17 protein-coding genes are annotated in these 23837 nt (G+C 50.6%); 2 read left to right on the top strand and 15 right to left on the bottom strand.

Annotated features, from left to right (window positions below):
- Window positions 1–237 precede the first annotated feature (237 nt).
- The 5 genes from rlmD to gatC form a co-directional block, all read right to left on the bottom strand.
- A complete protein-coding gene (gene rlmD, locus Q6A92_RS03525; RefSeq protein WP_332237058.1) occupies window positions 238–1608 on the bottom strand; it encodes a 23S rRNA (uracil(1939)-C(5))-methyltransferase RlmD in 1371 nt (456 codons plus the stop codon).
- Between the two features lie 557 nt (window positions 1609–2165).
- On the bottom strand, window positions 2166–3104 hold the full coding sequence (locus tag Q6A92_RS03520) for a diacylglycerol kinase (RefSeq protein WP_274401018.1): 939 nt from the start codon (window positions 3102–3104) through the stop codon (window positions 2166–2168).
- A 762-nt stretch (window positions 3105–3866) separates the two neighbouring features.
- Window positions 3867–5303 carry an Asp-tRNA(Asn)/Glu-tRNA(Gln) amidotransferase subunit GatB gene (gatB, locus tag Q6A92_RS03515; RefSeq protein ID WP_274401017.1) on the bottom strand — a complete coding sequence of 479 codons (1437 nt, stop codon included), beginning with the start codon at window positions 5301–5303 and terminating at the stop codon, window positions 3867–3869.
- Window positions 5303–6763: an Asp-tRNA(Asn)/Glu-tRNA(Gln) amidotransferase subunit GatA gene (gene gatA, locus Q6A92_RS03510; RefSeq protein WP_332237057.1), complete on the bottom strand. Its 1461-nt coding sequence runs from the start codon at window positions 6761–6763 to the stop codon at window positions 5303–5305. Before gatA ends, gatB begins: the two co-directional genes overlap by 1 nt.
- A gap of 24 nt (window positions 6764–6787) precedes the next feature.
- Window positions 6788–7084, bottom strand: coding sequence for an Asp-tRNA(Asn)/Glu-tRNA(Gln) amidotransferase subunit GatC (gene gatC / locus Q6A92_RS03505; RefSeq protein WP_332237056.1), 297 nt, complete (start codon window positions 7082–7084; stop codon window positions 6788–6790).
- Between the two features lie 531 nt (window positions 7085–7615).
- On the opposite strand from gatC, the gene Q6A92_RS03500 reads away from it, so the two are divergent.
- On the top strand, window positions 7616–7987 hold the full coding sequence (locus tag Q6A92_RS03500) for a hypothetical protein (RefSeq protein ID WP_332237054.1): 372 nt from the start codon (window positions 7616–7618) through the stop codon (window positions 7985–7987).
- A gap of 134 nt (window positions 7988–8121) precedes the next feature.
- Here Q6A92_RS03500 and Q6A92_RS03495 read toward each other — a convergent pair whose 3' ends face one another.
- The 8 genes from Q6A92_RS03495 to aceB all read right to left on the bottom strand — a co-directional run bounded on the left by Q6A92_RS03495 (window position 8122) and on the right by aceB (window position 20822).
- Window positions 8122–9309: a CamS family sex pheromone protein gene (locus tag Q6A92_RS03495; RefSeq protein ID WP_332237052.1), complete on the bottom strand. Its 1188-nt coding sequence runs from the start codon at window positions 9307–9309 to the stop codon at window positions 8122–8124.
- Between the two features lie 3 nt (window positions 9310–9312).
- On the bottom strand, window positions 9313–11316 hold the full coding sequence (gene ligA / locus Q6A92_RS03490; RefSeq protein ID WP_274401012.1) for an NAD-dependent DNA ligase LigA: 2004 nt from the start codon (window positions 11314–11316) through the stop codon (window positions 9313–9315).
- A gap of 398 nt (window positions 11317–11714) precedes the next feature.
- Window positions 11715–13949 (bottom strand): DNA helicase PcrA, encoded by a 2235-nt coding sequence (pcrA, locus tag Q6A92_RS03485; protein ID WP_274401011.1) that lies wholly within the window; start codon window positions 13947–13949, stop codon window positions 11715–11717.
- Between the two features lie 96 nt (window positions 13950–14045).
- Window positions 14046–14336, bottom strand: coding sequence for a YerC/YecD family TrpR-related protein (locus tag Q6A92_RS03480; protein ID WP_274401010.1), 291 nt, complete (start codon window positions 14334–14336; stop codon window positions 14046–14048).
- A 153-nt stretch (window positions 14337–14489) separates the two neighbouring features.
- Entirely contained in the window at window positions 14490–16223 is a 1734-nt protein-coding gene (locus Q6A92_RS03475) for an adenine deaminase C-terminal domain-containing protein (protein WP_332237050.1), read from the bottom strand.
- Window positions 16224–16644: 421 nt separating this feature from the next.
- On the bottom strand, window positions 16645–17625 hold the full coding sequence (locus Q6A92_RS03470) for an L-lactate dehydrogenase (protein ID WP_332237049.1): 981 nt from the start codon (window positions 17623–17625) through the stop codon (window positions 16645–16647).
- Window positions 17626–17860: 235 nt separating this feature from the next.
- Window positions 17861–19138 carry an isocitrate lyase gene (gene aceA, locus Q6A92_RS03465; RefSeq protein WP_332237048.1) on the bottom strand — a complete coding sequence of 426 codons (1278 nt, stop codon included), beginning with the start codon at window positions 19136–19138 and terminating at the stop codon, window positions 17861–17863.
- An 88-nt stretch (window positions 19139–19226) separates the two neighbouring features.
- A complete protein-coding gene (aceB, locus tag Q6A92_RS03460) occupies window positions 19227–20822 on the bottom strand; it encodes a malate synthase A (protein ID WP_332237046.1) in 1596 nt (531 codons plus the stop codon).
- Between the two features lie 589 nt (window positions 20823–21411).
- Here aceB and Q6A92_RS03455 point away from each other — a divergent pair.
- Window positions 21412–21858, top strand: coding sequence for an ImmA/IrrE family metallo-endopeptidase (locus tag Q6A92_RS03455; protein WP_332237044.1), 447 nt, complete (start codon window positions 21412–21414; stop codon window positions 21856–21858).
- A gap of 660 nt (window positions 21859–22518) precedes the next feature.
- Here Q6A92_RS03455 and Q6A92_RS03450 read toward each other — a convergent pair.
- On the bottom strand, window positions 22519–23181 hold the full coding sequence (locus tag Q6A92_RS03450) for a hypothetical protein (protein WP_332237042.1): 663 nt from the start codon (window positions 23179–23181) through the stop codon (window positions 22519–22521).
- Between the two features lie 100 nt (window positions 23182–23281).
- Window positions 23282–23758, bottom strand: coding sequence for an SRPBCC family protein (locus Q6A92_RS03445; protein WP_332237041.1), 477 nt, complete (start codon window positions 23756–23758; stop codon window positions 23282–23284).
- Between the last annotated feature and the right edge of the window lie 79 nt (window positions 23759–23837).

Genomic DNA, 23837 nt, shown 5'->3' with positions numbered 1-23837 from the left:
CAGTTGACGGATCTTGTGAACGCGATTACGAAGCGTTTGATCTGCCATAATGCCTTTACCTGAAAAGAATGATAGATTTTGTCGACATTCTCGGCGCGGTTTTCGGTGCTCTATTCAGGCTCTCATTCGCCCGATTGCTTTGTGCGTGTGACTGGCCGTTGACGCTTATAAGGATAGAGCCATGTTCACGCATTAAGAAAATCTCGAGAGAATCCTATCGATGTTGACAAGAACTTTTTATTTTCTTGTTAGCAAACATGAACATTCCACGTGCATCGTCTGTGGAAACATATCGACCGGCTGCACTTTTTTAACTTCAAATCCGCCCGCAGCGAGCAGTTTCAGATCGCGGGCAAGTGTGGCGGGATTGCAGGAAACATAGACGATCCGCTTCGGCTGCATCGCGATCATTGTTTTAATAAGCGCGCCGTCGCATCCTTTGCGCGGCGGATCGACAACGATCACATCCGGCTGAATACCCTGTTTCTGCCATTGGGGAATGACTGCTTCCGCTTTCCCTGCCTCAAAATGGGTGTTGGCGATTTTGTTCAGTTCTGCATTCTGCCGGGCATCGTCGATTGCTTCCGGGACGATCTCGACCCCGTAGACTTTTTTCGCTTTTTTGGCCAGAAACAGCGAAATGGTCCCGATCCCGCAGTAAGCATCGATGACCGTCTCCTCTCCGGTCAGTGAAGCATACTCAAGGGCTTTGCCGTAAAGCACTTCCGTCTGAATCGGATTGACCTGGAAAAAGGAACGTGCCGAGATAGCGAATGTCACGCCGCCGATTCGGTCGTAAATCACATCGCGGCCCCAGAGCGTTTTTGTTTTTTCCCCCATGATGGCGTTGGTCCGTTTCGAATTCACGTTTTGCACAATCGATTTAATCTGCGGATATGCATCTGTCAATGTTTGGATCAGTACTTTTCGAAAAGGCAATTCCTCTGTCCGCGTAATGAACACGACCATCACTTCGCCTGTCTTTTTCCCAAACCGTGCCATGACATGACGCAGGGTACCACGGTTTTTCGCCTCATCATAGGGAGTGATCCCTTTTTCTTCAGCAACCCGTCTGGCAGTCTGCACTACCTCATCAATGATCGGTTCCGTGATCAGACAATGATCCATATCAACAATGTCGTGGCTGCGTTTTTTGTAAAAGCCAAAAACGAAATGCCCGTCCTGCCAGGCAACAGGAACCTGAATTTTATTCCGATAACGCCAGGGTTCCTCCATACCAAGCGTCGGATTGATCTGAAGGCCTGTGAATCCGCCGATCCGTTCAAGTGCATCTCTGACAATTTCCCTTTTGTAGTCCAGCTGTCCTTCGGCACGGATATGCTGTATCGCGCAGCCGCCGCACTGGTCATAATACGGACACGGCGCCTTGGTTCTCTGATCGCTGATCTTGGTCAGCTCCGCAATGCGTCCGTAACCGTACCCTTTTTTTGTCTTTAAAATCCGGACCGTCGCTTGCTCGCCGGGAAGGCCGTCGGGAACAAATAATGTATAGCCATTCACCTTGGCGACAGCGGATCCGTCCTGCGTCAGATCGGAAAATGTAACGTCTATTTGATCATTCTTTCGGACAGGTATGGAATCAGGCATAACCCTTCTCCTTCCAGAATTTTAATGATTTCCTTGGCGGGAGGTCCAGCACTCACAGTCTTCAGGCTTCAATACTAGTTTTCGATTTCAGAACGAACTTTCCGCTTTCTTCAAAGCAACCGGTGAATCACCCGATTTTGCCTAGTGCGCGATTCGGCTGATAAGAACCCTGAATCCCGCCGGTTAAACGCCTGTGATTCGGCCGATAGAACCCTGGATCCCGCCGGTTAAACGCCTGATTTGGCCGATAGAGCACCTAATTCGGCCGATAGAGCACCTAATCCGGCTGGTACAACGCCCGATCCGGCCGATAGAGCACCTAATTCGGCTGGTACAGCGCTTGATCCCACCGATAGAACCCTGGATCCCCGCCGGTTAAACGCCCGATCCGACCAATAATCCCCGCAGAACACAGTAACAGTTCACGTCAGGCACCGTTTTTTCAGCGTTTCCCAGTCTCGGCCATATTGTTTTTCACAGAAATAGCGTTCTTAGAACAGTTTACAGACGCCTTGATGATCAATACTTTCGGATGTGAAAATTTCAAGTTTAAAGGATTAAACCGGGGCCTGAATTTCCTGCCTGTTGTCCGTCTGCTGTGTATCGGCCAGTTCTTTCGGAACCATAAGGTAGAGGTGCCGATAGAGATTGACAATTTCGCCGGGAAGATCGCCGCCGTATTCTCCGTCAAGATTCAACTGCATTTTTTCTTCCGTCTGCACCTTAATGCGGCTGGCCTGAGCATAGATCACTTTCGGATCTTTCATGTGCTCGCCGCGCATAGCCATGGAAGCCAGGCGGATGAATTCGCCGAGATTGGTTTCCTTCAATATAATCAGATCAAAAACACCGTCGTTGAGCTGGGCTTCCGGAGCCAGTCTTTCGAACCCGCCGACTGAATTGGTGTTGGAAACGAGAAAGAGCATAATGTCCCCCGAAAACGTCCGGTCGTCATAATCAATTCTGACCTTTGTCGGCCTGAGGGAAGGAAGCATTTCAATACCTTTCATATAGTAGGCCATCTGCCCCAGCATCGTTTTCAGTTTGCTCGGGACATCATAGGTCAGCTCCGTCAGTTTGCCGCCGCCCGCCATATTAACGAAGTAGTGATTGTTGACCTTGCCGATATCGATCGGTATTTCGTATCCGTCGCAGAGTACATCGCATGCGCCGACAATATCGCGGGGAATGCCGACGGCCCGGGCAAAATCGTTCGTCGTGCCAAGCGGAAGCACACCAAGCCTCGGACGAAATTCTCTTTCGGCCAGTCCGTTAATCACTTCATTGATTGTGCCGTCGCCGCCTGCCGCAACAACGAGATCAAATTTTCTTCTGACTGCTTTCCGTGCGCCCTTTGTGGCATCGCCCTTTCCTTTTGTCGCGTAGGCCGATGCTTCATAGCCCGCGTCCTCCAGGCGATCCAGAATATAAGCGATGTTCTTTTTTGCCAGCTCGCGTCCGGATGTTGGGTTGTAAATAATTCGCGCCTTTTTCATGATTTATCACCCGACTAAACATCTATCTAACAGCCGCTTCTCCTGAAAAACATCTTTGCAACGCAGTTTAAGCGGTGATTATTCTACCTATTCAACCTAATTTAATTATATTGTAAACAAATTTTAAAAGCAAAAAAGCGGAAGCGGCATCCCGCACGGCCCGGTCCCAAATTTAACGACGCAAAAACCGTCTGCAAAAAAATGAAAATCGGCAGAATCGTAAGCATTTCATCCTCTTTCTGTCTCTAAAATCTGTTTTCTGTTTCTTCGAGCATCTTTGAAGTGCTTGATAACGCACGAAAAGAGATTGATCCGGATCATGAGTACTGAGTACGATCCATGCTAATAACTCGAGCCGTCTATTGTCCTTTATTGGCCACATTTTCAGGGTTCCGGGAAGGCTTTATGATAAAAAAGAGAACGTCTCTAAGTCAGACAATCGGCCGATGAGACGTCCTCTGCAATTTCATAAACCTCTGTACATTATTGATAGCTGCGCAGCAGATTGAGAAATATCCGGTCTCCCGAATCTATCGGTTAGCTGCAGCAATCTATCTTTTTCACATGTTTCCTATTTATTAGAGGGGCCGGAACCGTCTAAAAGCCGGTTTTCTTCGTTTCACCCGATCAAAAACCAGTTGCACCGAAATTCCGGAATATCGCAGCGGATCAGGCCAAAGCCGCAGCGAATCGTCGGAGGTTGTACCAAAACCTTACTGTGTTCACGTACAGCTGCTTTTTCAGAAAAGACGCATGGCACTTTTAAAGTTTTTCAATCTCTCCAAGAATAATTTTATTGACCACGTTCGGATTGGCTTTGCCGTGTGACTGTTTCATCACCTGGCCGACGAGGAAGCCAAGCGCACGGTCCTTGCCGTTTTTATAATCGATCATCGATTGTTTATTGGCGGCAAGAATCGGATCGATCAATTCGTGCAGCGCGCCCTCGTCGGAGATTTGAACAAGCCCCTTGGCCTTGACGATTTCTTCGGGATCGCCGCCCTTCTCAATCAGGGTCTTAAAGACTTTTTTGGCAATCTTGCTTGAAATGGTTCCCTTTTCAATCAGTTGAACCAGCTTGGCCAGGCCTTGCGGCGTCATCGGCACCTGATCAATTGTCTTGTAATTGCTGTTCAGATAAGCTGAAACGTCACCCATCAGCCAGTTGGAAACAAGTTTCGGATCGGCTCCTTCGCCGATCGCACTTTCAAAGAAATCGGACATCGTTTTTGTCTGCGTCAATACCATCGCATCGTATTCCGGCAGGCCAAGCTCGGCGACATAGCGTTTCTGGCGGGAATCCGGCAGCTCCGGAATCTCGGCCTCGATGCGGTCGATCCAGTCCTGATCGATTTTCAGTTTAATGATATCCGGTTCCGGGAAATAGCGGTAATCATCGGAACCTTCCTTGCCGCGCATCAGTGTCGTCGCCTTCGTCGCATCGTTGTAACGGCGTGTTTCCTGCTCGATCGCTCCGCCTGAAAGCAGAATTTTTTCCTGGCGTTTCTCCTCATAAGCGAGGCCTTTTTCAACAAAAACAAACGAGTTCAGGTTCTTCAGTTCGGTCTTTGTACCGAATTCCGTCTGACCGTATGGGCGGATGGAGATATTGGCATCGCAGCGCAGCGAGCCTTCCTCCATCTTGACATCGGAAACGCCGATGTACTGCATGATTGCTTTCAGTTTATCAAGATATGCGTAGGCTTCCTTCGGCGTACGCATATCCGCTTCGGAGACGATTTCGATCAGCGGCGTGCCGACACGGTTGAAGTCGACAAGCGAACCCGAACCATCCGCCAGATGGTTCAGTTTGCCGGCGTCTTCCTCGAGATGGAGCCGGTGTACGCCGATTTTCTTCTTCTTGCCGTCGACTTCGATTTCAATGAAGCCGTTTCTGCCGATCGGCTGATCAAACTGCGAGATCTGATAGGCCTTCGGGTTATCCGGATAAAAATAATTTTTGCGATCAAATTTTGTTTCGCGGGAAATTTTACAGTTGAGAGCAAGCGCCGCTTTAATTGCGAAATCGACAGCCTCGCGGTTCAGAATCGGCAGAACGCCGGGGTGGCCGAGACAGATCGGGCAGGTGTGCGTATTCGGCGGTGCACCGAATTCATTGGCGCAGCCGCAGAAAGCTTTCGTCTTCGTTTTCAGTTCGACGTGGACTTCAAGGCCGATTATTGTTTCAAAATTGCTCATCATTGATTCGCCCCTTTGAATGCCGGCGTCAGCTGAAAACCGGCGGTCTGTTCATAGGCATATGCCGCCTTATAGAGCGTCTCTTCGCCAAACGGCCTGCCGATCATCTGCAGGCCGACAGGCAGGCCGTCCGCTAATCCGCAAGGCAGGCTGATTGCCGGAACGCCGGCGAGATTGACCGGAATGGTGAGCAGGTCATTGATATACATCGTCAGCGGATCATCCACTTTTTCACCGATCTTGAACGCTGCTGTCGGCGTTGCCGGTCCGACGATAATATCATGATTTTCCAGAACCTTTTCAAAATCCTGTTTAATCAGTGTACGCACTTGCTGCGCTTTTTTATAATAAGCGTCATAATAGCCCGAGCTTAAAGCAAATGTCCCGAGCATAATCCGGCGCTTGACTTCGTCGCCGAAGCCTTCGCTTCTCGACTTCTTGTACATATCGATCAGGTCATTCGACTCGGCCCGTACGCCGTAGCGTACGCCGTCGAAGCGGGCCAGATTGGCCGAGGCTTCCGATGAAGCAATGACATAATAAGCAGGCACCGCATATTTCGAATGCGGCAGCGAAACTTCCTCGCAGACAGCGCCGAGCTTCTCCAGCTGACGGATCGCCGCCTTGATTCTATCCTTAACCGTTTCATCGATCCCTTCGCCAAGATATTCTTTAGGGACGGCAACCCGCAGCCCCTTAACATCTCCGTTCAGTGCCTCGGAATAATGCGGCACCGGAATGTCGGCACTGGTCGAGTCGTGGCGGTCCAATCCGGCGATCGCCTCCAGCAGATAAGCATTGTCTTCAACTGTCCGGGTGATCGGTCCGACCTGGTCAAGGGATGAAGCAAAGGCGACCAGACCGAAGCGGGAAACGCGGCCGTAAGTCGGCTTCATGCCGACGACTCCGCAGAATGCGGACGGCTGTCTGATCGAACCGCCGGTATCCGAGCCGAGTGCGAACAGCACTTCTCCGGCAGCGACGGAGGCAGCTGAGCCTCCGCTTGAACCGCCCGGCACTCTTTCCAGGTCCCACGGATTCCGAGTCAGCGCAAACCCCGAATTCTCCGTTGACGAGCCCATGGCGAATTCATCCATATTCATTTTGCCGATCACGATCCCCTTCTGCGCCTTGACTTTCTCGACGACCGTCGCGTCATAGAGCGGATCATAATTCTCAAGAATATGGCTCGCACAGGTTGTGCGCAGGCCCTTGGTTACGAGGTTGTCCTTGATGCCGATCGGCAGGCCGAAAAGCAGTGTATCTTCATCTGCAGCGGTTTCATCGATCGTCCGTGCTTCCTCTCTGGCCGCCTCTTCATTCAGCGTTAAAAAAGCCTTCACTTTGCCGTCTACTTCATTTATCCGGGAAAAGGCCTCGTCAATGAGATCGGATGCCTTAATTTCCTTGCTATGTATCTTCTTCTTCAGATGCACAAGGCCTTCTTCAAAAAGTGGCATCTTTGTTATCCTCCTTCTTTTTGATCAGTCCGCTTCCATAATCAGCGGCACTTTGATCTGCCCGTCCTCCTGGACAGGCGCATTCTTCAGCGCTTCTTCACGCGGAAGAGACGGTTCGACGACATCGTCGCGCATGACATTATACATGTCGAGAACGTGCGTCGTCGGTTCGACACCTTCCGTATTCAGCTCGTTCAACTGCTCCGCAAAGCCGATAATATCGTCCAGCTGTGTCGTGAACTTTTTGATCGCGACATCGTCAAACGACAGTCTGGCAAGGTTAGCGACATATCGAACCTGTTCTTCATTTATCCGGCTCATTATAGTCATCTCCATCTCATTCATCCGGGATTTTCGGCCGGTTGCGGCAAATCCCAACAATGTCTTAATCATATCAAATTCCATTGACTATAATCAATGGAAGGCCGCTTAAAAACGCGATTCCGTAAAAAAATGCGCAATCCCGCAGCTCTTGAGCACGGATCCGCAATTTTTGCCGGGACGGGCCCGCCGATTGTCTGCAGAATTTTTTTAAAAAGGCAGCTCCCGCTGCAGCACGGCCCGTACTGCATCATGAAGCCCGATCGTCGGTTCCATATCCGGTTCAGCGATTTAAGAATGCAGCTTTTCAGATATTCCGGAAACAGCCGGCTGCCGCCGCGCGTCAAAAAAGAAGGCGATGAGACCCTCGGCCCCGCCAGGCCTTCGGCACTTATGACAGCGGGAACGGTTTCGTGCCGGGCACGCTGCCGCGCCTGGTATCGATCTTTATACACAGCCGCTAAAAATTTTGTACTCCGGTAAAATAAATAAAGCTGTCAGATGATGATCGACTTTTCCTGAGACCGTCAATTGCTCGAAAGACGAAGAGCCTTTCCGCAATCAATCCCGATGATGACCGATAAATCCCAGGCAACGACCGATAAACTCCCGGCGGTGACCGATAAATCCCAGGCAACGATCGATAAACCTCCGGCGGTGACCGATAAATCCCAGGCAACGACCGATAGCCTGCTACTGACCGATAATCTGGCCGCATCGGTCGATAAACAGCCGTTGCTGACCGATAACTCGGCCGCAACGACCGATAAACTCCCAGCGGTGACCGATAAAACCCGGGCAACGATCGATAAACTCCCGGCGGTGACCGATAAATCGCCTGCGATGACCGATAAACGGCGCCTGACGGTTGATAACCCGAGCACGGCCGGATACATGAGTTGAGGGGATACCCATTTAAAAAATTTTTCTAAAATCGGAGCCTGGGCATCGATTCCATCAACACCTTGACTAAAGGAAGAAAAGAGCCCGCAGTTCTTTTGCTGCGCGCTCTCGGTCCTGCCATGTTCTTTTTGCGGTCAATGCTGGAAGATGTGTACATAGGCCGTATCCATCGACGACGTTCTGTCGACCAGAGCTTCCTGGACATCGTTGCTTGTGATCGAGATATGAATCGGGACTTCGCGGCCGAAACCGAATCCATTGTTGACAATGGAAGCAACGTAATTGGTAAAACCGATGATTTCTGTTTCATCCATAAATCGAAGATTGATGTCGATTGTCAGATCGGTAAGCGTCTGGTTTTCGTAAAAGCCTTTCCCGACGACGCCTACAAAATCCGGATAATATTTCTGAACGTCGCTTTTAAATGTATTAAACTTGGCAAGATCCGCTTTATACTGGCTTGATGCTGCAGTAGACGGAAACAGGACATGCTGATCATTCACCGTCGTCCACTTATCGATTGTTGCCGAACCGGCCGAAACCGTCGTTTTCGCGAAATAATCACCCGGAATCAGCGAATCCGGAGCGGCAGTCATATAAAGGGTGAGGAAAACAGGCACTTTGCTCAAGCCTTTGACGCTGCGCACACGCTGCAGAATTTTCGGTGCGACGCTTCTTCCCCATGCCTTGACTGTGGCAGAATTCAACTGTTCCTGAATCGAATTGATATTCTGGTTTTGATCCATGATCTGGTCCGAGTAGACCGAATTAAGCGAAACGGCGATGGATACTCCTGCCAGTACATATTTTCCATTACTCGACTTTTTCAGATAGTCCTGTTCGAGTACGTAATTTAAATATTTCGGGCTGCTCTGGGCCCGCTGAACGGCCGTTTTGCCTGTTCCAAGCGGGGGATTGAGTCCCGGCAGCGAGCCGCTCGTCTTATTTTTCTCCTGGCCCTGGCGATAGAGCATCCCGTTAATGTCATTTTCCGTCAGATACTGGCCGCTTTGAAAAACATATTGATCCGGGCTGAAAACACTTTTCGACATATTCATCAGCCCGAGTTCCAGCTGGTCGACATCTACACGATTGTTGACGCCGTAATTGATATACCCGCGCATCTGATCGTTGGAAACCGGGCGAAGCGACTGATAATCCTTACTGTTCGCGCCTGGTATCAGCTGGGTGGTCTGCGTTCCTCCGTTTTTTTTCACAACGCTGTTCTGTGAACTGCCCTGCGAGCAGCCTGCAAGGGCAAGCTGAAGGCTCAGAACGATCAGTGCGGCTGCACCGAGTTTTCTTTTTTTCAATCGTGACACCCCTTAATCCTTAAGTGCTTCCAGAAAACGCGTCTCATCCCAGATATCAACGCCGAGGTCCCGGGCTTTACTGAGTTTTGATCCCGCCGCTTCGCCGGCGACAACGATGTCCGTGCTTGCACTGACGCTTCCGGTGACCTTGCCGCCCCGTTTTTCAATTTCACTTTTTGCGTCCGGACGCGACATGCTCTCAAGCTTGCCGGTCAGTACAACCGTCTTCCCGCTGAACGGCGAATCGGCAGCGCTCATCTGCTGCGGATCGGGGCCCAGATAGCTCATGTTCAGCCCGGCTGCCTTCAGTTCGCCGATCAGCGCGGCAACTTCCGGTTTTGAAAAATAAGCAACAAGGGAATCCGCCATCTTTTCACCGATCTCATCGACAGCCACTAGGTCATCCATCGATGCTTCTGACAGCCGATCCATTGTTTTAAAGGCCCGGGCCAGAACAAGTGCCGCTTTCGAGCCGATATAGCGAATGCCGAGGCCGAATAAAAGCCGCTCCAGGGAGTTCTGCTTCGAATGCGTGATCGCATCAAGCAGATTGGAAACTGATTTCTCTCCCATTCTTTCCATGGCAATCAGATCATCATATTTTAACTGATACAGATCGGCCACATCGTGAATCAGCTGTTTTTCAAAGAGCTGAGTCACAACCTTTTCGCCTAGTCCGTCAATGTTCATCGCATTGCGCGAGACAAAATGAATCAGTCCCTCGCGGATCAGCGCCGGGCATTTGGGGTTGATGCAGCGCAGTGCGACTTCATCTTCAAGCCTGACCAGCCCGCTGCCGCATTCCGGGCAGCGGGTCGGCATCGTAAACGGTTTTTCTGCCCCGGTCCGCCGATCCGTCAGCACATTAACGACCTCGGGAATAATGTCGCCCGCTTTGCGGATGACGACGCGGTCGCCGATCCGCAGATCTTTCTCCCGAATCAAGTCTTCGTTATGCAGTGTCGCTCTTTTGACCGTCGTACCCGCAACGGATACCGGCGTCAGAACGGCCGTCGGCGTGACCGCGCCCGTCCGCCCGACGCGGACTTCAATATCCTCAAGCGTCGACACGACTTCTTCAGCCGGAAATTTATAAGCGATCATCCAGCGGGGCGACTTGACTGTATGTCCGAGTTCCGCTTGCTGGGCCATGGAATCGACTTTCACGACAATGCCGTCAATACCGTAAGTCAGCGAGTCGCGTTTTTCCGTATACTCCTCGATGTAATCAAACACATCCTGCATGTTCCGGCAGCGGCGCGATTCCGGATTAACCGGCAGTCCGAGCTTCCTGATGTACTCCAGCAGGCCGTCATGCGTCTGAATCCGATCTCTGTCAAAATGTCCGGCGCTGTACAGAAAAACGTCAAGCCGTCTTTTGGCCGTGATCTTCGGATCCAGCTGACGAAGGGAACCGGCCGCCGCATTGCGCGGATTGGCAAACAGCGCCTCGCCGTTCTGCCGCCGCGCTTCGTTCAGCTTTTCAAACGATTTTTTCGGCATGTAGCATTCGCCGCGCACTTCGATGTCTTCTTCTTCCGGAAGAACAAGGGGAAGGCTGCGCACCGTGCGCAGATTGTTCGTAATATCTTCGCCTGTTACCCCGTCGCCCCGTGTCGCGCCAAGAACAAATCGCCCTTTTTCGTAAGTCAGCGAGATGGCCAGTCCGTCAATCTTCAGTTCGCAGACATAAGTCACATCAGGCCCAACAGCCTGGCGGACACGGCGGTCAAAATCAAGCAGTTCTTCTTTGCTGAATACATCGCCGAGACTGAGCATCGGGATGTCATGCGTGACCTTTCTGAAGGCCTTGAGCGGTTGGCCGCCGACGCGCTGAGTCGGCGATTCCGGCGTGATCAGTTCCGGATGTTCTTCCTCAAGCTTGATCAGTTCCTGCATCAGCCGGTCGTATTCACTGTCCGGGACGCTCGGATTGTCCTTGACATAGTATTCGTAACTGTATTGATTCAGTTGCCTGTGCAGCACGCGGACGCGGCTAGGCAGGTTGTCGTCCATAATTCCGTTTCTCCTTTATTTAAGAGGCTGTTCGAAAAGTATCGAAAGAAGGTAAAGAAAGTCCGTTCAAAAGAGGGCCGGCAGCCGGGCCGGGTAAAGGGACCCGCCCCCGGTAAGGAAGGGGCTCCGGCTAAAAACGTACACGTTCTGTATACAACGCCGGAATCGCCGCAGTCTGTGAAAACCAGCACACCGAAATGTCTGTGACAGCAAGTCCCGTTCACGGCATCGAAGCCGCTGCCGTCTGTGGATCCAGGCAATACCCGGCAGCCGCAACGGCACTGTACCGGTCTTTTGACGCTTCGGCGAGGCAGCAGGGCTCCTGTTAGAGAAGCCCGCGCCACAAGCCTGTAATCTTCTCCCTTTTGAACAGACTCTTTTAAAATGTTCCATACCGATTATTTGGCTTTCTCGATCGGTGCAAAGGCGCCGAGAAGCCGTTTCAGTCCGACCGGATTGGGAAAGGCAATATCCAGTTCTATACTGTCGCCGCTGCCTTTAATGCCGACAACGGTTCCCTGTCCCCATTTCTTATGAAGCACTTTGTCGCCGGCATGCCACTCTTCGTTCCCGTGCGGCCTCTTCTGCAGCATCGGAACCGGCCGGCTGCTGTATGCTGAAGCGAAGCGGCTGGCAAAAGGCGATTTCTTTACTGCGGAAGCGGAAAAGCGCGCTGCTCCGGAAGGCTGTTCCGGCTGCTCTATATCCAGCAATTCTTCCGGTATTTCTTTAATAAAACGAGAAACAGCATTCACCGCCGTGTTCCCGAATAAAGTACGGATCTGCGCGGACGTGAGAAACAGACGCTTTTTAGCCCTTGTGATGCCGACATAAGCCAGCCGGCGTTCCTCTTCCATTTCCCCTTCATCGTCGAGCGAACGGAGATGCGGGAAAATGCTTTCTTCCATGCCGATGAGAAAAACGACCGGAAATTCCAGCCCTTTTGCGGAATGCAGCGTCATCAGCATGACCGCGTCATCGGTCCCCGCTTCCTCCTCTTCATCGATATCGGCGTCCAGGGCCAGTTCGGTCAGAAAAGCGATCAGTGACTTGTCGTCATGTTTAGCCTCAAATTCTTTCGTCACAGATAAAAATTCCTCAAGGTTCTCGATCCGGCTCTGAGCCTCGAGCGTTTTCTCCGCCTTCAGCATTTCGCGATAGCCGGATTTGTCGAGCACTTCTTCGACCAGTTCGGTCACCGGCAGAAACTCCTGCATCTTCGACCAATTCATGACCTGTTCGGCGAAGGCTTCCATCTTGCGGACCGTTCGCGAAGCGATGCCGGCCTGCTCCGCTTCTCCGATCGCTTTCATCAGGGACAGGTCGCCGCCGATCGCCCGGTCCGCCAGCTTGTCCATAGATGACGCGCCGATTCCGCGCTTCGGTTCGTTAATCACGCGGGCAAGGCTGATATCGTCATCCGGATTGGCAATCAGGCGCAGATAGCAGAGAATATCCTTGATTTCCTTTCGATCATAGAATTTAATGCTGCCGATCATCCGGTACGGAATATTCGATTTAACCAGCGTCTCTTCAATCACACGGGACTGGGCATTTGTCCGGTAAAGAACTGCAATATCCGAATAACTGAATCCCTGTTCGGACAGTTCGCGGATTTTCCCGGCAACGTAATAGCCTTCGTCATGTTCTGTCCCGGCCCGGTAATAAGCGATTTTCTTGCCATCGGCATTCTCCGTCCACAAGTTTTTCGGCTTCCGGTCATGATTATGCTCAATGACATGATTCGCGGCCTCCAGAATCTTCTTTGTGGACCGGTAATTCTGTTCCAGTTTGATCACCATGGCATCCGGATAGTCTTCCTCAAAGGAAAGTATGTTATGAATGTCCGCACCGCGCCAGCCGTAAATCGATTGATCCGAATCACCGACAACGCACAAGTTTTTGAAACGGTCCGCAAGCAGGTGAATGAGCAGATACTGGGCTCGGTTCGTATCCTGATATTCATCGACGTGAATATATTGAAACTTTTTCTGATAAAAGGCCAGCGATTCCGGTACACGCTGGAAAAGGCGCACCGTTGTCATGATTAAGTCATCAAAGTCGAGCGACTGGTTTTTGAGCAGTCGCTTCTCATATTCCGTATAAACATCGCGGACAACTTCATCGAACGGGCCGTTCGCCGTTTTGGCGAAATCCGCGGCCGTTTTCAGCTCGTTTTTTGCCGCGCTGATTTTTCCGAGAATGCTGCGCGGAGTGAATTTCTTAGGATCAAGATTCTGATCTTTTAAGATATTTTTGACGACGGACTGTTGATCCGTCGCATCCAGTATTGAAAAATTGCGGCTGATTCCGAGCCGGTCGATGTCGCGGCGCAGAACGCGCACACACATCGAGTGGAAGGTCGACACCCAGGTGTCATCGACGAGCGGTCCCGCCAGAGCGGCAAGCCGTTCTCTCATTTCTTTCGCCGCTTTATTTGTGAACGTGATCGCCAGGATGTTCCACGGCGCTACATTTCTTTCAATCATCAGGTAGGCCATGCGGTGTGTCAGCACACGCGTTTTCCCGCTGCCCGCGCCGGCCATGATCAGCAGCGGCCCGTCGTGATGCTTGACCGCCTTCAGCTGCTCGGGGTTGAGCCCTTCAAGCAGCTGCTGAGAGATGCTGTCCATCTTACCACTTCCTCAATACGGCTGTTTTCAAGCCGGCCGAATGTGTGATTTCAGATCATTCGGCTGCTTCCTTATAACAGCCGGTATTTTTTGTTCCTATTTGCTCAGTCTCTCAAGTGTCATCTGATAACCGTCGTTGCCGAAATTGATGCATCGCTTCACGCGCGAAATCGTCGCTGTACTGGCACCTGTTTCATCTTCGATACGATGGTACGTATGACCGGCCATCAGCATCCTGGCGACTTCGAGCCGCTGCGAGAGCGACTGGATTTCACCCATTGTGCACAAATCGTCAAAGAAGCGATAGCACTCCTCTCTGTCCTTCAGTGTCAGGATGGCGTCAAACAGCTGGTCAAGCGCCTTTCCTCTCAATTTATCGATTTGCACCCTTGTCCATTCCCTTCCCTTTCGCTATTCTGCAACAAGCATGTACTTAAAGCAGCCGATAGATCTGTATTTATCTTCACACCCGAAGATGTTTGAAAATTCCGGAAAGGGCCGGGGTTCGCCAGCCCTTTCCACCTGTTGAACACCTGTATTTTATATTAATGGTTCGCTTGCCGCCAGCAGTTTTCTGTGCATCACATCGACAATCCCTTTCGGAGCAATCCGAATGTAGGGAAGATGAGTCGACGCAAAAAAAAGCAGGCTGAAAAAAGGATCGCCAAAATGATAACCTGCAGAGCACAGCTCATTTTCAAAGTCGCCGGTCCGGCGTATCAGCTGTTCCATAGGGAGCGCAGACATGAAGCCGAGTATCGGCAGAGCCAGTTCCTTCATTATTTTTCCGTCTTCAGCAATGACCAGCCCGCCTTTGAGCTCTTTCAGCCGGTTAAAGGCGGCAATCATATCTTCTTTCTTCCTTCCGAGCAGCAGAACATCTCCCGTTGCGGAAAAACTGCTGGCAAATCCAGACAGGCTGCGGGCGAACCCACGCACATAAGTATTGACAATCCAGCTGCCCTTTTTATCGACAAGCGTCATGTAAAGCACATCATCCGGCAGCTGCTTTCCTGATGCGGCAGCCGGCAGCTCATATTGTTTGGTGATCACATCGTTTATCATATCCAGACCGAGGGCCGTTTTTGCCGTAAGCTGTTCCGCCGTGAGCGAGAATTCAAAGGCCGGGCCTTTCAGGCCTTCGGAGAGGCTGAACGGGAAAAAGAGATCATTCTCCGTTTGACCGTCATGAAAAACCAGGCGTCCTTTTGCCATCACCGCAAGCGGACGGGGATCAGACGGCGAACGCAGAAAATTGATGTTAGCGAGTCTTCCCGGGGCGATATGGCCGATACGGTCGGCCAGATTATAATGAACCGCAATGTTGGAGGACGCCATCATATAAGCGTCTTCCGGCGGCACCCCCTGGTCGAGGGCAATGCGGATCAGCCGATCGACGACTCCGTCTTTCAGAAAGGCCGGCATCGCTCCGTCCAGTGTCATGTACACATGCTGGAAATCGCGCACACCTTCATTCATCATTGTCTTTAAGATATTCGGCAGATCGGGGCGGATGGACGAGTAGCGCAGCGATACCGTATAGCCCAGTCTCAGACGCATGATCGCCTCTTCGCCGGTCATCGCCTCATGATCGCAATCCGCGCCGAACAGCTTGAGCTGGGTCAGCGTACGTTCCGATGCGCCGGGAAGATGGGATTCGATCGGCTTTCTCAGAAGTTTCGTCTCGCGCATCCATGTCAGAATCTGATCGTCGCCATGAACAACCAGCGGCCAGCCCGTCAGCTCGCCGCCCTGGACGACGCGCGGATGATTCAGCCATTTTCTGATGCGCTCGTCGTTAAACGGAGAATCAAAAACAGCCGACTGCGGATCATAGCGGCACCACCAGTAGAAAGTGGCCGGCAGCCGGTCGAGCTTGTCAATCAGCCCGAACGCCTCCTCGTCGCTCAACGTCTTGAATAAAATCGCGTTGTCGCAGATCAATGCCGTTGTTCCGAATTGCGCCGCATACGCCGCGAATGACTGCGGATTATAGAGCTGGCCGGGATGGACATGCGGTTCAATATAACCGGGAACGAGGACATAACCCTTGCAGTCAATCCGTCTTGTTATCTCGCTGTCTTTCGCCGGCATAGCCTCTCCGACATAGACAATCCGGTCGCCGTCAATCCAGATATTTGCTTTTTCCCAGCTTTTCAGGTAGGTATTCAAATAGAGGGCATCAGTCAGTACGGTCTCCGGTGCTTCCTCTCCGCGAATGATCGCCGCCTGTCTTCGCATTTGGGTGATCGTCCAGTAAGATTCCTGATTCATGATACACTCCTCTTGTGTGTGGTCGTACGCTAATCCATGAAAGCATTTCTGTTACTATCTTACCGCAATTGTCTCGATGAAGAAAGTTTAAATCATCCGCTGCTTTTTATCAAAAAACGACTCTGTATCTAACGATTCAGGGCATTCTGCAATCCGGTCATAATCTGAATCTGAAGCAGAAGCGCCGGACTCTCTCAATTGTTCCCGGGCTTACATCGGCAGAATCTGTCCGGGCGGTGTACAGAACCGTTTGCCGCCGCTTTTATTGCCCCAAAAATGTCCGGAGCAGCGTTTCGTTTCACAAGGCGTTGTTGTCCGGAAGATCCGGTCCGGCCGCGCCAAAAACGCCCGACGGTATCGGCCGCTGGACGTTTTTTTTACAATATACGATAATTTTCTGCACCCCGACGATCAGGTTGGCTTATTTCCCGGCTGTTTCCCCATGCTCGGCCAATGTCTGGTCGATGTACTTTTTCACCAGATCCGCCGATGCATTGAACAATTCTTGTTCGTTCTCATTAAGATTCAGATGGATAATTTCTTCAATGCCATCGCGGCCGAGAACGATCGGGACACCGATCGACAGACCGTCGCGGCCGTATTCGCCTTTCTGAACGGCTGAAGCTGCCGTGGCAATGCGGGCATCGTTTAAAATTGATTTAGCAAAAAAGGCGAGTTCGTTGCCGATGCCGAACTGTGTGTTGCCCTTGCGTGTCAGGATTTCCCAGCCGAAATGGCGGGCCTCTTCCTCTACCTTACCGCGGTCTATCTTTCCGAAGCGGTCGAGATTTTCCGCTTCGTATTCGTCTAACGGTTTGCCGCCGACCGTGACATGGGACCAGGCCGCAAGTTGTGAATCACCGTGTTCGCCGATCATGTAGGCGACGATGCTGCGCGGATTGATGCCGCCGATCACTTCGGAGATCTGTCTGCGCAGCCGCATGCTGTCAAGCGCGGTGCCGGTCCCGATGACCTGTTTTCTCGGCAGCCCGGAAAGTTTGTAAAACAGATAAGTAATGATATCGCAAGGATTCGTGGCAATCACGTAGATTCCGCCGAATCCCGCCTTTCTTAATCTCGGAACGATATCATAGGCAATCGCCGCCGATCCTTTAAGCAGCTCGAGGCGCGAATTGCTGATGATTTTCTGCCGCTCTGTAACCGAAACCAGAATAACGTCACAGGCAGCCAGCTCTTCAAGAGAGACGGCCTTAACGCGCGTTCTCGACGGCGTCAGTTCAATGCTGTCTGCAAAATCCCACGCTTCCCCCTTCGCACGTTCCGCATCAATATCCGAAAGATACAGCTCGTCCGCTATATTTTCGTGGACAATGGCCGATGCGGCGGCCTTGCCGACATTGCCTATCCCGACAATGCCGACTTTTCTGATTGTTTCGCTCATTTCAACTCTCTCCTTTTTCTCTGTGATCCCGGTTTTGTCATTAGAAATCAACTACTCCCATTCAGAACAATGGGACTTTTCTCCATTTCATTATAAGCCTTCTGCAAAATAAAAAAAAAGGCCCCGACAAAACGGGACCCGGCTCAGGCATAGATCCCGCCGCCTTTTGAAACGGCACGGACGGGAAACCTGAAAAAGTCTGGGAAATACACGAGCGAATACGGGCTCAAGCGGATCAGTTGGCCTGGAATTGCGCCTCTTCCGTTGAGCCCTTCAGTGCTACCGTGGAAGACTTTCCGCCGCTGACAATGGTCGAGACCAGATCGAAGTAACCGGTGCCGACTTCGCGCTGGTGGCGCGTCGCCGAGTAGCCGTCTTTCTCACTGGAGAATTCCTGCTGCTGCAGTTCGGAATAGGCAGCCATGCCGCGGTCCTTGTAGCCGTGAGCGAGATGGAACATACTGTAGTTGAGCGCATGGAAGCCGGCCAGCGTGACAAACTGGAACCTGTAGCCCATTTCCGACAGCATTTCCTGGAAGCCGGCGATCGTTTTTTCATCCAGCTTCTGCCTCCAGTTAAAGGACGGTGAGCAGTTGTAAGCGAGCAGTTTACCCGGATACTGTTTATGAATGCTTTCGGCGAATTTCCGCGCTTCCTCGACATTCGGTTCCGCGGTCTCACACCAGAGCAGATCGGCATAAGGCGCATAAGCGAGCGCACGGGAGATTGCCTGGTCGATGCCGGCCTTCGTCCGGAAAAAGCCTTCCTCCGTCCTTTCTCCGGTAATGAACGGCGCATCATAAGGATCGATATTGCTGGTGAGCAGATTGGCCGCATTGGCATCCGTTCTGCCGACAATGAGTGTCGGCACGCCCATCGCGTCTGCGGCGAGCCGGGCCGAGATTAGGTTGCTGATGGCCGTCCGTGTCGGGAGCAGCACCTTGCCGCCCATGTGCCCGCACTTTTTCTCGGAAGATAACTGATCTTCGAAATGAACGGCCGCTGCGCCTGCTTCAATCATGCTTTTCATGATTTCAAAAACATTCAGCTGCCCGCCGAATCCGGACTCGGCGTCGGCGACAATCGGAGCGAACCAGTCTTTCGAATGATTGCCCTCGACCGAATCGATCTGATCGGCACGCTGGAACGCATGATTGATGCGGCGCACCACCTCCGGCACGCTGTTCGCCGGATAGAGCCCCTGATCCGGATACATCTGGCCGGCCAGATTGGCGTCGGCGGCCACCTGCCATCCGCTTAAATAGATTGCCTTCAGACCCGCTTTCACTTGCTGAACCGCCTGATTTCCCGTTAACGCACCCAGCGCGTTTACGTATTTTTCACTGTTCACAAGTTTCCAGAGCTTTTCCGCACCGCGGCGGGCAAGCGTATAGTCAATATCTAACGAACCCCGCAGTTTAATGACATCTTCCGCCGAGTACGGACGCCTGATCCCTTTCCATCTCGGACTCTTCCACGACTCTTCCAGCTTGCTCACTCTTGCATCTGTCATTTTTTCCCTCTCCTTTTTAATGGATGGCATTTGTGTTTCGGCCCTGTCAATGCAATGATGATCGGTTTCCAGCGGATGGAGGTCTGAATTATAAGAGTTCGTATCCGGGCACTGTTAAGAAATCGGCAAAGTCATCACTCAGTGTCAGTTTGTCGAATAGTTCGGCCGCTTCTTCGAACTTGCCCGATTGAAAATCGGCGTCTCCGTACTGCTGCTTTAATTTCTGCATTTCCTCCGTTCTGATCTGTTTATAAAGCTCGACAGTCACTTTCCGTCCGTCTTCCAGAATACCCTTCGGATGGCGGATCCACTGCCACATCTGCGCCCTCGAGATTTCCGCCGTCGCCGCATCCTCCATCAAATGATTGATTGGGGCGGCGCCGTTGCCTCTGAGCCAGGACGCTATGTACTGAATCCCGACACAGATGTTTTCACGGACGCCCGATTCGGTAATCTTGCCGATCGGTACGGCAAGCAATTGCTCCGTCGTGATGTGAATATCTTCCAGCTGTTTTTTTTCTATTTGATTAGGTTCCGGCATGCCGCGATCAAAGACTTTCAGAGCAACCGGTACAAGTCCCGGATGAGCGACCCATGTGCCGTCGTGTCCGTCGTTTACCTCGCGCTGTTTGTCGGCTTCGACCTTTGCAAACGCTTCTTCGTTTAGCTTTTCGTTCCCTTTAACCGGTATTTGCGCCGCCATTCCGCCGATGGCCGGTGCCTTGCGGCGGTGACAGGTTTTGATCGCAAGCAGAGAATAAGCTCTCATAAACGGCACCGTCATCGTCACTTCCGAACGATTGGGAAGAATGACATTCTTCTGATTTCTGAACTTCTTAATATAACTGAAAATGTAATCCCAGCGGCCGCAATTGAGTCCGGCCGAATGATCGCGCAGTTCATAGAGGATCTCATCCATTTCAAAAGCTGCCGGAATGGTTTCGAGAAGGACTGTGGCTTTGATCGTTCCGTGCGGGATGCCTATATATTGCTCCGAATAGGAGAATACGTCATTCCACAGACGCGCTTCCAAATGGCTCTCAAGCTTCGGCAGATAAAAATAGGGAGCCGTGCCTTTCTCAATCAACTGCCGGGCATTATGAAAAAGGAAAAGGCCAAAATCAAGCAGTGAACCGGAGATCGGCGTCTCGTTGATCCGGATATTTTTTTCGATCATATGCCAGCCCCGGGGTCTCACCATCAATCCGGAAATAGAATCCTTAAGCTGATAGCGCTTTCCTTTTTCATTGACAAAAGAAATGGTTTTGCGAACAGCATCACGCAAGTTGATCTGTCCCTGAATGACATTGTCCCATGACGGCGACATTGCGTCTTCCAGATCTGCCATAAAGAACTTGGCTCCGGAATTCAGCGCATTGATGACCATCTTCCGGTCCGAGGCAGGGCCGGTGATTTCTACCCGTCTGTCCAGGAGATCTTTCGGAAGCGGAGCGATCTGCCAGTTCCCTTCCCTGATTCTCTTGGTCTCCTTTAAAAAGTCCGGCCTCTCTCCCCTGTCAAAATCCTTTTGCCTTTCGCTCCGCTTGTTCATCAGTTCGATGCGTCGCTGGCCGAACGTTCTTTCCAGCCGATCGATAAACCGCAAAGCCTCTTGCGTCAGAATTGTGTTATACTCCGGGCGCATCGGACCAGTGACTTTGATTCCGGTTGTCTGAGTAGCCATGAGTTTACCTCTTTTCTGTTATATTACAGCTTTGAAAACTGTAAATGTATTATATAACAGTAAGATGCATTTGTGAACCTTTTTTTAAAAATTTGCGGCAAATTTATGAACTAAAAATCGACATTTTTCGCAAATGAGGAACCTTTTTCAGTGAAATGTGCACTATAGCCCCATTTAATGAAACCCGATTGATGCCTTTGTTAAAAAAAGAATCAGAAATAAAACATTTTTGAAGAGTTGTTCTCGTGCGGGATGATGGAACGGCAAGAAGAAGTATCCGGACGGAAAGGAGTACACTTTTAAATCAATTTTTGAAAACCCGCACCGAAGAAGTCCATCTCTGACTATTCACTGGAGTGTGCCGTTCGGAAATTGTCAGTAGGTTTAAATCTACAGAAAAGGCGGGAGAATCTCCGGTAATGTTCATAGGATCATCAGTAATCCGCAGACTAAGCTTGAAAGAACTTATATTAGCTATGTCGATTACTACATCCGTTTTTTTGAAAAATTTTTGATAACCCCTGATTCAGCGATCACTGGACTGCGACAAAGGGTTGCGGAAATGTTGCGGTCCGATCCGGATCAGTCAATGGACCAAAGAATTACTCGAACAGCCGATCTGGCAAGAAAATTTCTCAAACTCCGACACAACAAAGATCTGATATATACACTTGAAATCAGCGGCATCTACATTGTTGAAAAGACCCTCGGTCCGGAAATTGATGCCTACAGCACAATCACAGACGATGGTCGCCCATTCATTATCTTAGGGACCATTAACAAATCAGCAGTCCGCAAAAACTTTGATCTGGCACATGAGCCTGGGCATCTTCTGCTTCATACTGCCGTTGATATGGAAACACGGACCAAATCGGAGCACAGGCAAATCGAGCAGCGAGCCAATCAATTGGCCGCTGTCTTCCTGCTGCCCGAGGAGGAATTTAAGCGGGATTTAGCCGAACTGCCCAGGCATTCCAACCCGGACTACTACATCGACATGCAAGCGTCGCATTGGCATACCGTGCTTATAAATTAGGCTTAATGACTTATCAGGAGAATCGCTATTTCTTTGGACAAATGTACAAAAAGAACTATCAGACGCTGGAAACCCTTGACGAGCAAATTCCTCCCATTCGTCCGGGCTGGGTAAAATCCCTTTTACAGCTGCTTTCCGATATCTATTTCTGATATGGAATCTGAATTTCATATTACTCCCATGTTTCTTGTTAATTTGTTTAGCCTAGAACGTGGGAGCTTTGACCGCTATCTGCAACCGAAGAAAGAATACTTTGATTCTGCACAAGTCATTCCTCTCAGGAGATGAGGATCAGGTTAAAATTTTGGACGGAAGAACTTTCATTCCTGCATTTTTCATAAATTACCATTCTTAATTATACAAAATTATACAAAAGAAAATTCCTGACGAATTTTTGCAGGGAAACAACTAAAGCCAGCAAAAAAACGCTGGCTTTATTTCGTTCAAACCATTAATCACCTAGCGGATGGGCCTAAAAGGTTCGTTAACAGCATCTTTCTCGCCCTTTTAGACTTTTATTCCCGCCGGTGCACTGTTTTTCAAGCGGTTCAATAAATCCTGTGCCCTGCACGATTCCAGTAGCTCTCGTACAAACAAAGGATTAGTGTCTCAAAGTTTTTGAAACTGCTGAGAGCCATAGGGAACAGCAATGCCGGCCGTTTATTGAAGCGCGGCGCGGCGGGCTGCTACCTCTCTGCAGACGTCATCCCAGGTACTGCAGAGTATAACGTCGAGATTGCTCTTTCGGTAATCCCGATTACCATACAGAAAAATGGCCCCCTTATAGCTGCTTGGTAAATAGTCAATAAAACCAGGGGTATCATCTATCGTGCCGATGACCTGAGGATAGAGATAGGCCAGTGTCTCTGCTTTCCATTTCATTCCTCCGCTCTTTAAATCGTCAGGCCTGGTGATCACCGGCCGATCGGGAAAGCCATGTTTCTGCAGCCATCTTCTTGTAGCATCTCTGATTAATGTCTCTCTTAGAGTAAGGTAGCCTACCACCGGGATGGCCTGATTTATTCTGTCAACAGCTTTATCTGAACCTTCAATTATTGGATATGCCTCAGTCATTTCTTCGGACTTCAGGGCGCGTATCATCCACTTTTGAACTTCTTCAGGTTTCCAAAAGGGGATGTCCTGAGCGAGGATTCTTTTCGTCATTTCTTCTGCTGGCAGATTTTCGGGATTACCGAAGCTTTTCACAAGTTCCGAAGTCCAGTACTGTATTGTGGATGAAAGCGTCTCATCAAGGTCGATAACCAAACCTTTCGTTTCCTCGTCCTTCATTTGTTGTTTGAAAGCAGCGATGTCAACGTTCATCTTTTTCATCCTTCCTTCCGGGATTCTCGGCCCCTGAACATCAACTCAGTGCTTTACAAGATCTCTATATATCTTTGAATCATACAGAACCGTTTAGCTATTAGCCTTCGACAATTTGTTTTAAGCGGCCTAGCAAGGTATTCCAGACACGTTCTGAACCGTTTTTAGCCTCATTAACTGCCCTTTCCACATTTTGCGAAGTCCAGCCTGCATCATAAGTTACGGGAATATTTTGCGTGAAGGCCATTTCGCAGCCCTGTTCAAGCGTCTTAATCTCAACAATGATTTTGTCGATTGATTCACTGAGCTGCGGCATTTGCAAAGTAAAAGCCAACCGATTTGGATGGTTGATTTCCAGATATGTGCCAATCGCTCTGTAGTCCGTCCCGTCCCGATGGTCGACCGTTTCCCAGGTACCGCCGACATGGGGAACATTCTTTACAGCTTTATTCGTAAATTCCGTTGTCAGAAACCATTTTTTCATGACCGACGGTTCCAAAAAAGCATCAAAGACCCTTTCTGCCGCAACGTTAAAATGTCGTATCATCGTAGATACCGCAGTCGTTTCCTCAATCAATTGAATCACGCATCCTTCCTGACATTGTGTCATCGCTTCAGATTTCAGTCAGCCGATAACTTTACTGATATAAGAAATG

This window comes from Sporolactobacillus sp. KGMB 08714 (assembly GCF_036598985.1).
In the GTDB taxonomy this organism is placed as follows: Bacteria; Bacillota; Bacilli; order Bacillales; family Sporolactobacillaceae; genus Sporolactobacillus.
This window is presented reverse-complemented; position numbering and strand designations above follow the sequence as displayed.

Coding starts and splice junctions, on each gene's coding strand:
- rlmD (WP_332237058.1), bottom strand. CDS start 1,608: ATGCCTGATTCCATACCTGTCCGAAAGAATGATCAAATAGACGTTACA.
- Q6A92_RS03520 (WP_274401018.1), bottom strand. CDS start 3,104: ATGAAAAAGGCGCGAATTATTTACAACCCAACATCCGGACGCGAGCTG.
- gatB (WP_274401017.1), bottom strand. CDS start 5,303: ATGAGCAATTTTGAAACAATAATCGGCCTTGAAGTCCACGTCGAACTG.
- gatA (WP_332237057.1), bottom strand. CDS start 6,763: ATGCCACTTTTTGAAGAAGGCCTTGTGCATCTGAAGAAGAAGATACAT.
- gatC (WP_332237056.1), bottom strand. CDS start 7,084: ATGAGCCGGATAAATGAAGAACAGGTTCGATATGTCGCTAACCTTGCC.
- ligA (WP_274401012.1), bottom strand. CDS start 11,316: ATGGACGACAACCTGCCTAGCCGCGTCCGCGTGCTGCACAGGCAACTG.
- pcrA (WP_274401011.1), bottom strand. CDS start 13,949: ATGGACAGCATCTCTCAGCAGCTGCTTGAAGGGCTCAACCCCGAGCAG.
- Q6A92_RS03475 (WP_332237050.1), bottom strand. CDS start 16,223: ATGAATCAGGAATCTTACTGGACGATCACCCAAATGCGAAGACAGGCG.
- Q6A92_RS03470 (WP_332237049.1), bottom strand. CDS start 17,625: ATGAGCGAAACAATCAGAAAAGTCGGCATTGTCGGGATAGGCAATGTC.
- aceA (WP_332237048.1), bottom strand. CDS start 19,138: ATGACAGATGCAAGAGTGAGCAAGCTGGAAGAGTCGTGGAAGAGTCCG.
- aceB (WP_332237046.1), bottom strand. CDS start 20,822: ATGGCTACTCAGACAACCGGAATCAAAGTCACTGGTCCGATGCGCCCG.
- Q6A92_RS03455 (WP_332237044.1), top strand. CDS start 21,412: ATGGACCAAAGAATTACTCGAACAGCCGATCTGGCAAGAAAATTTCTC.
- Q6A92_RS03450 (WP_332237042.1), bottom strand. CDS start 23,181: ATGAACGTTGACATCGCTGCTTTCAAACAACAAATGAAGGACGAGGAA.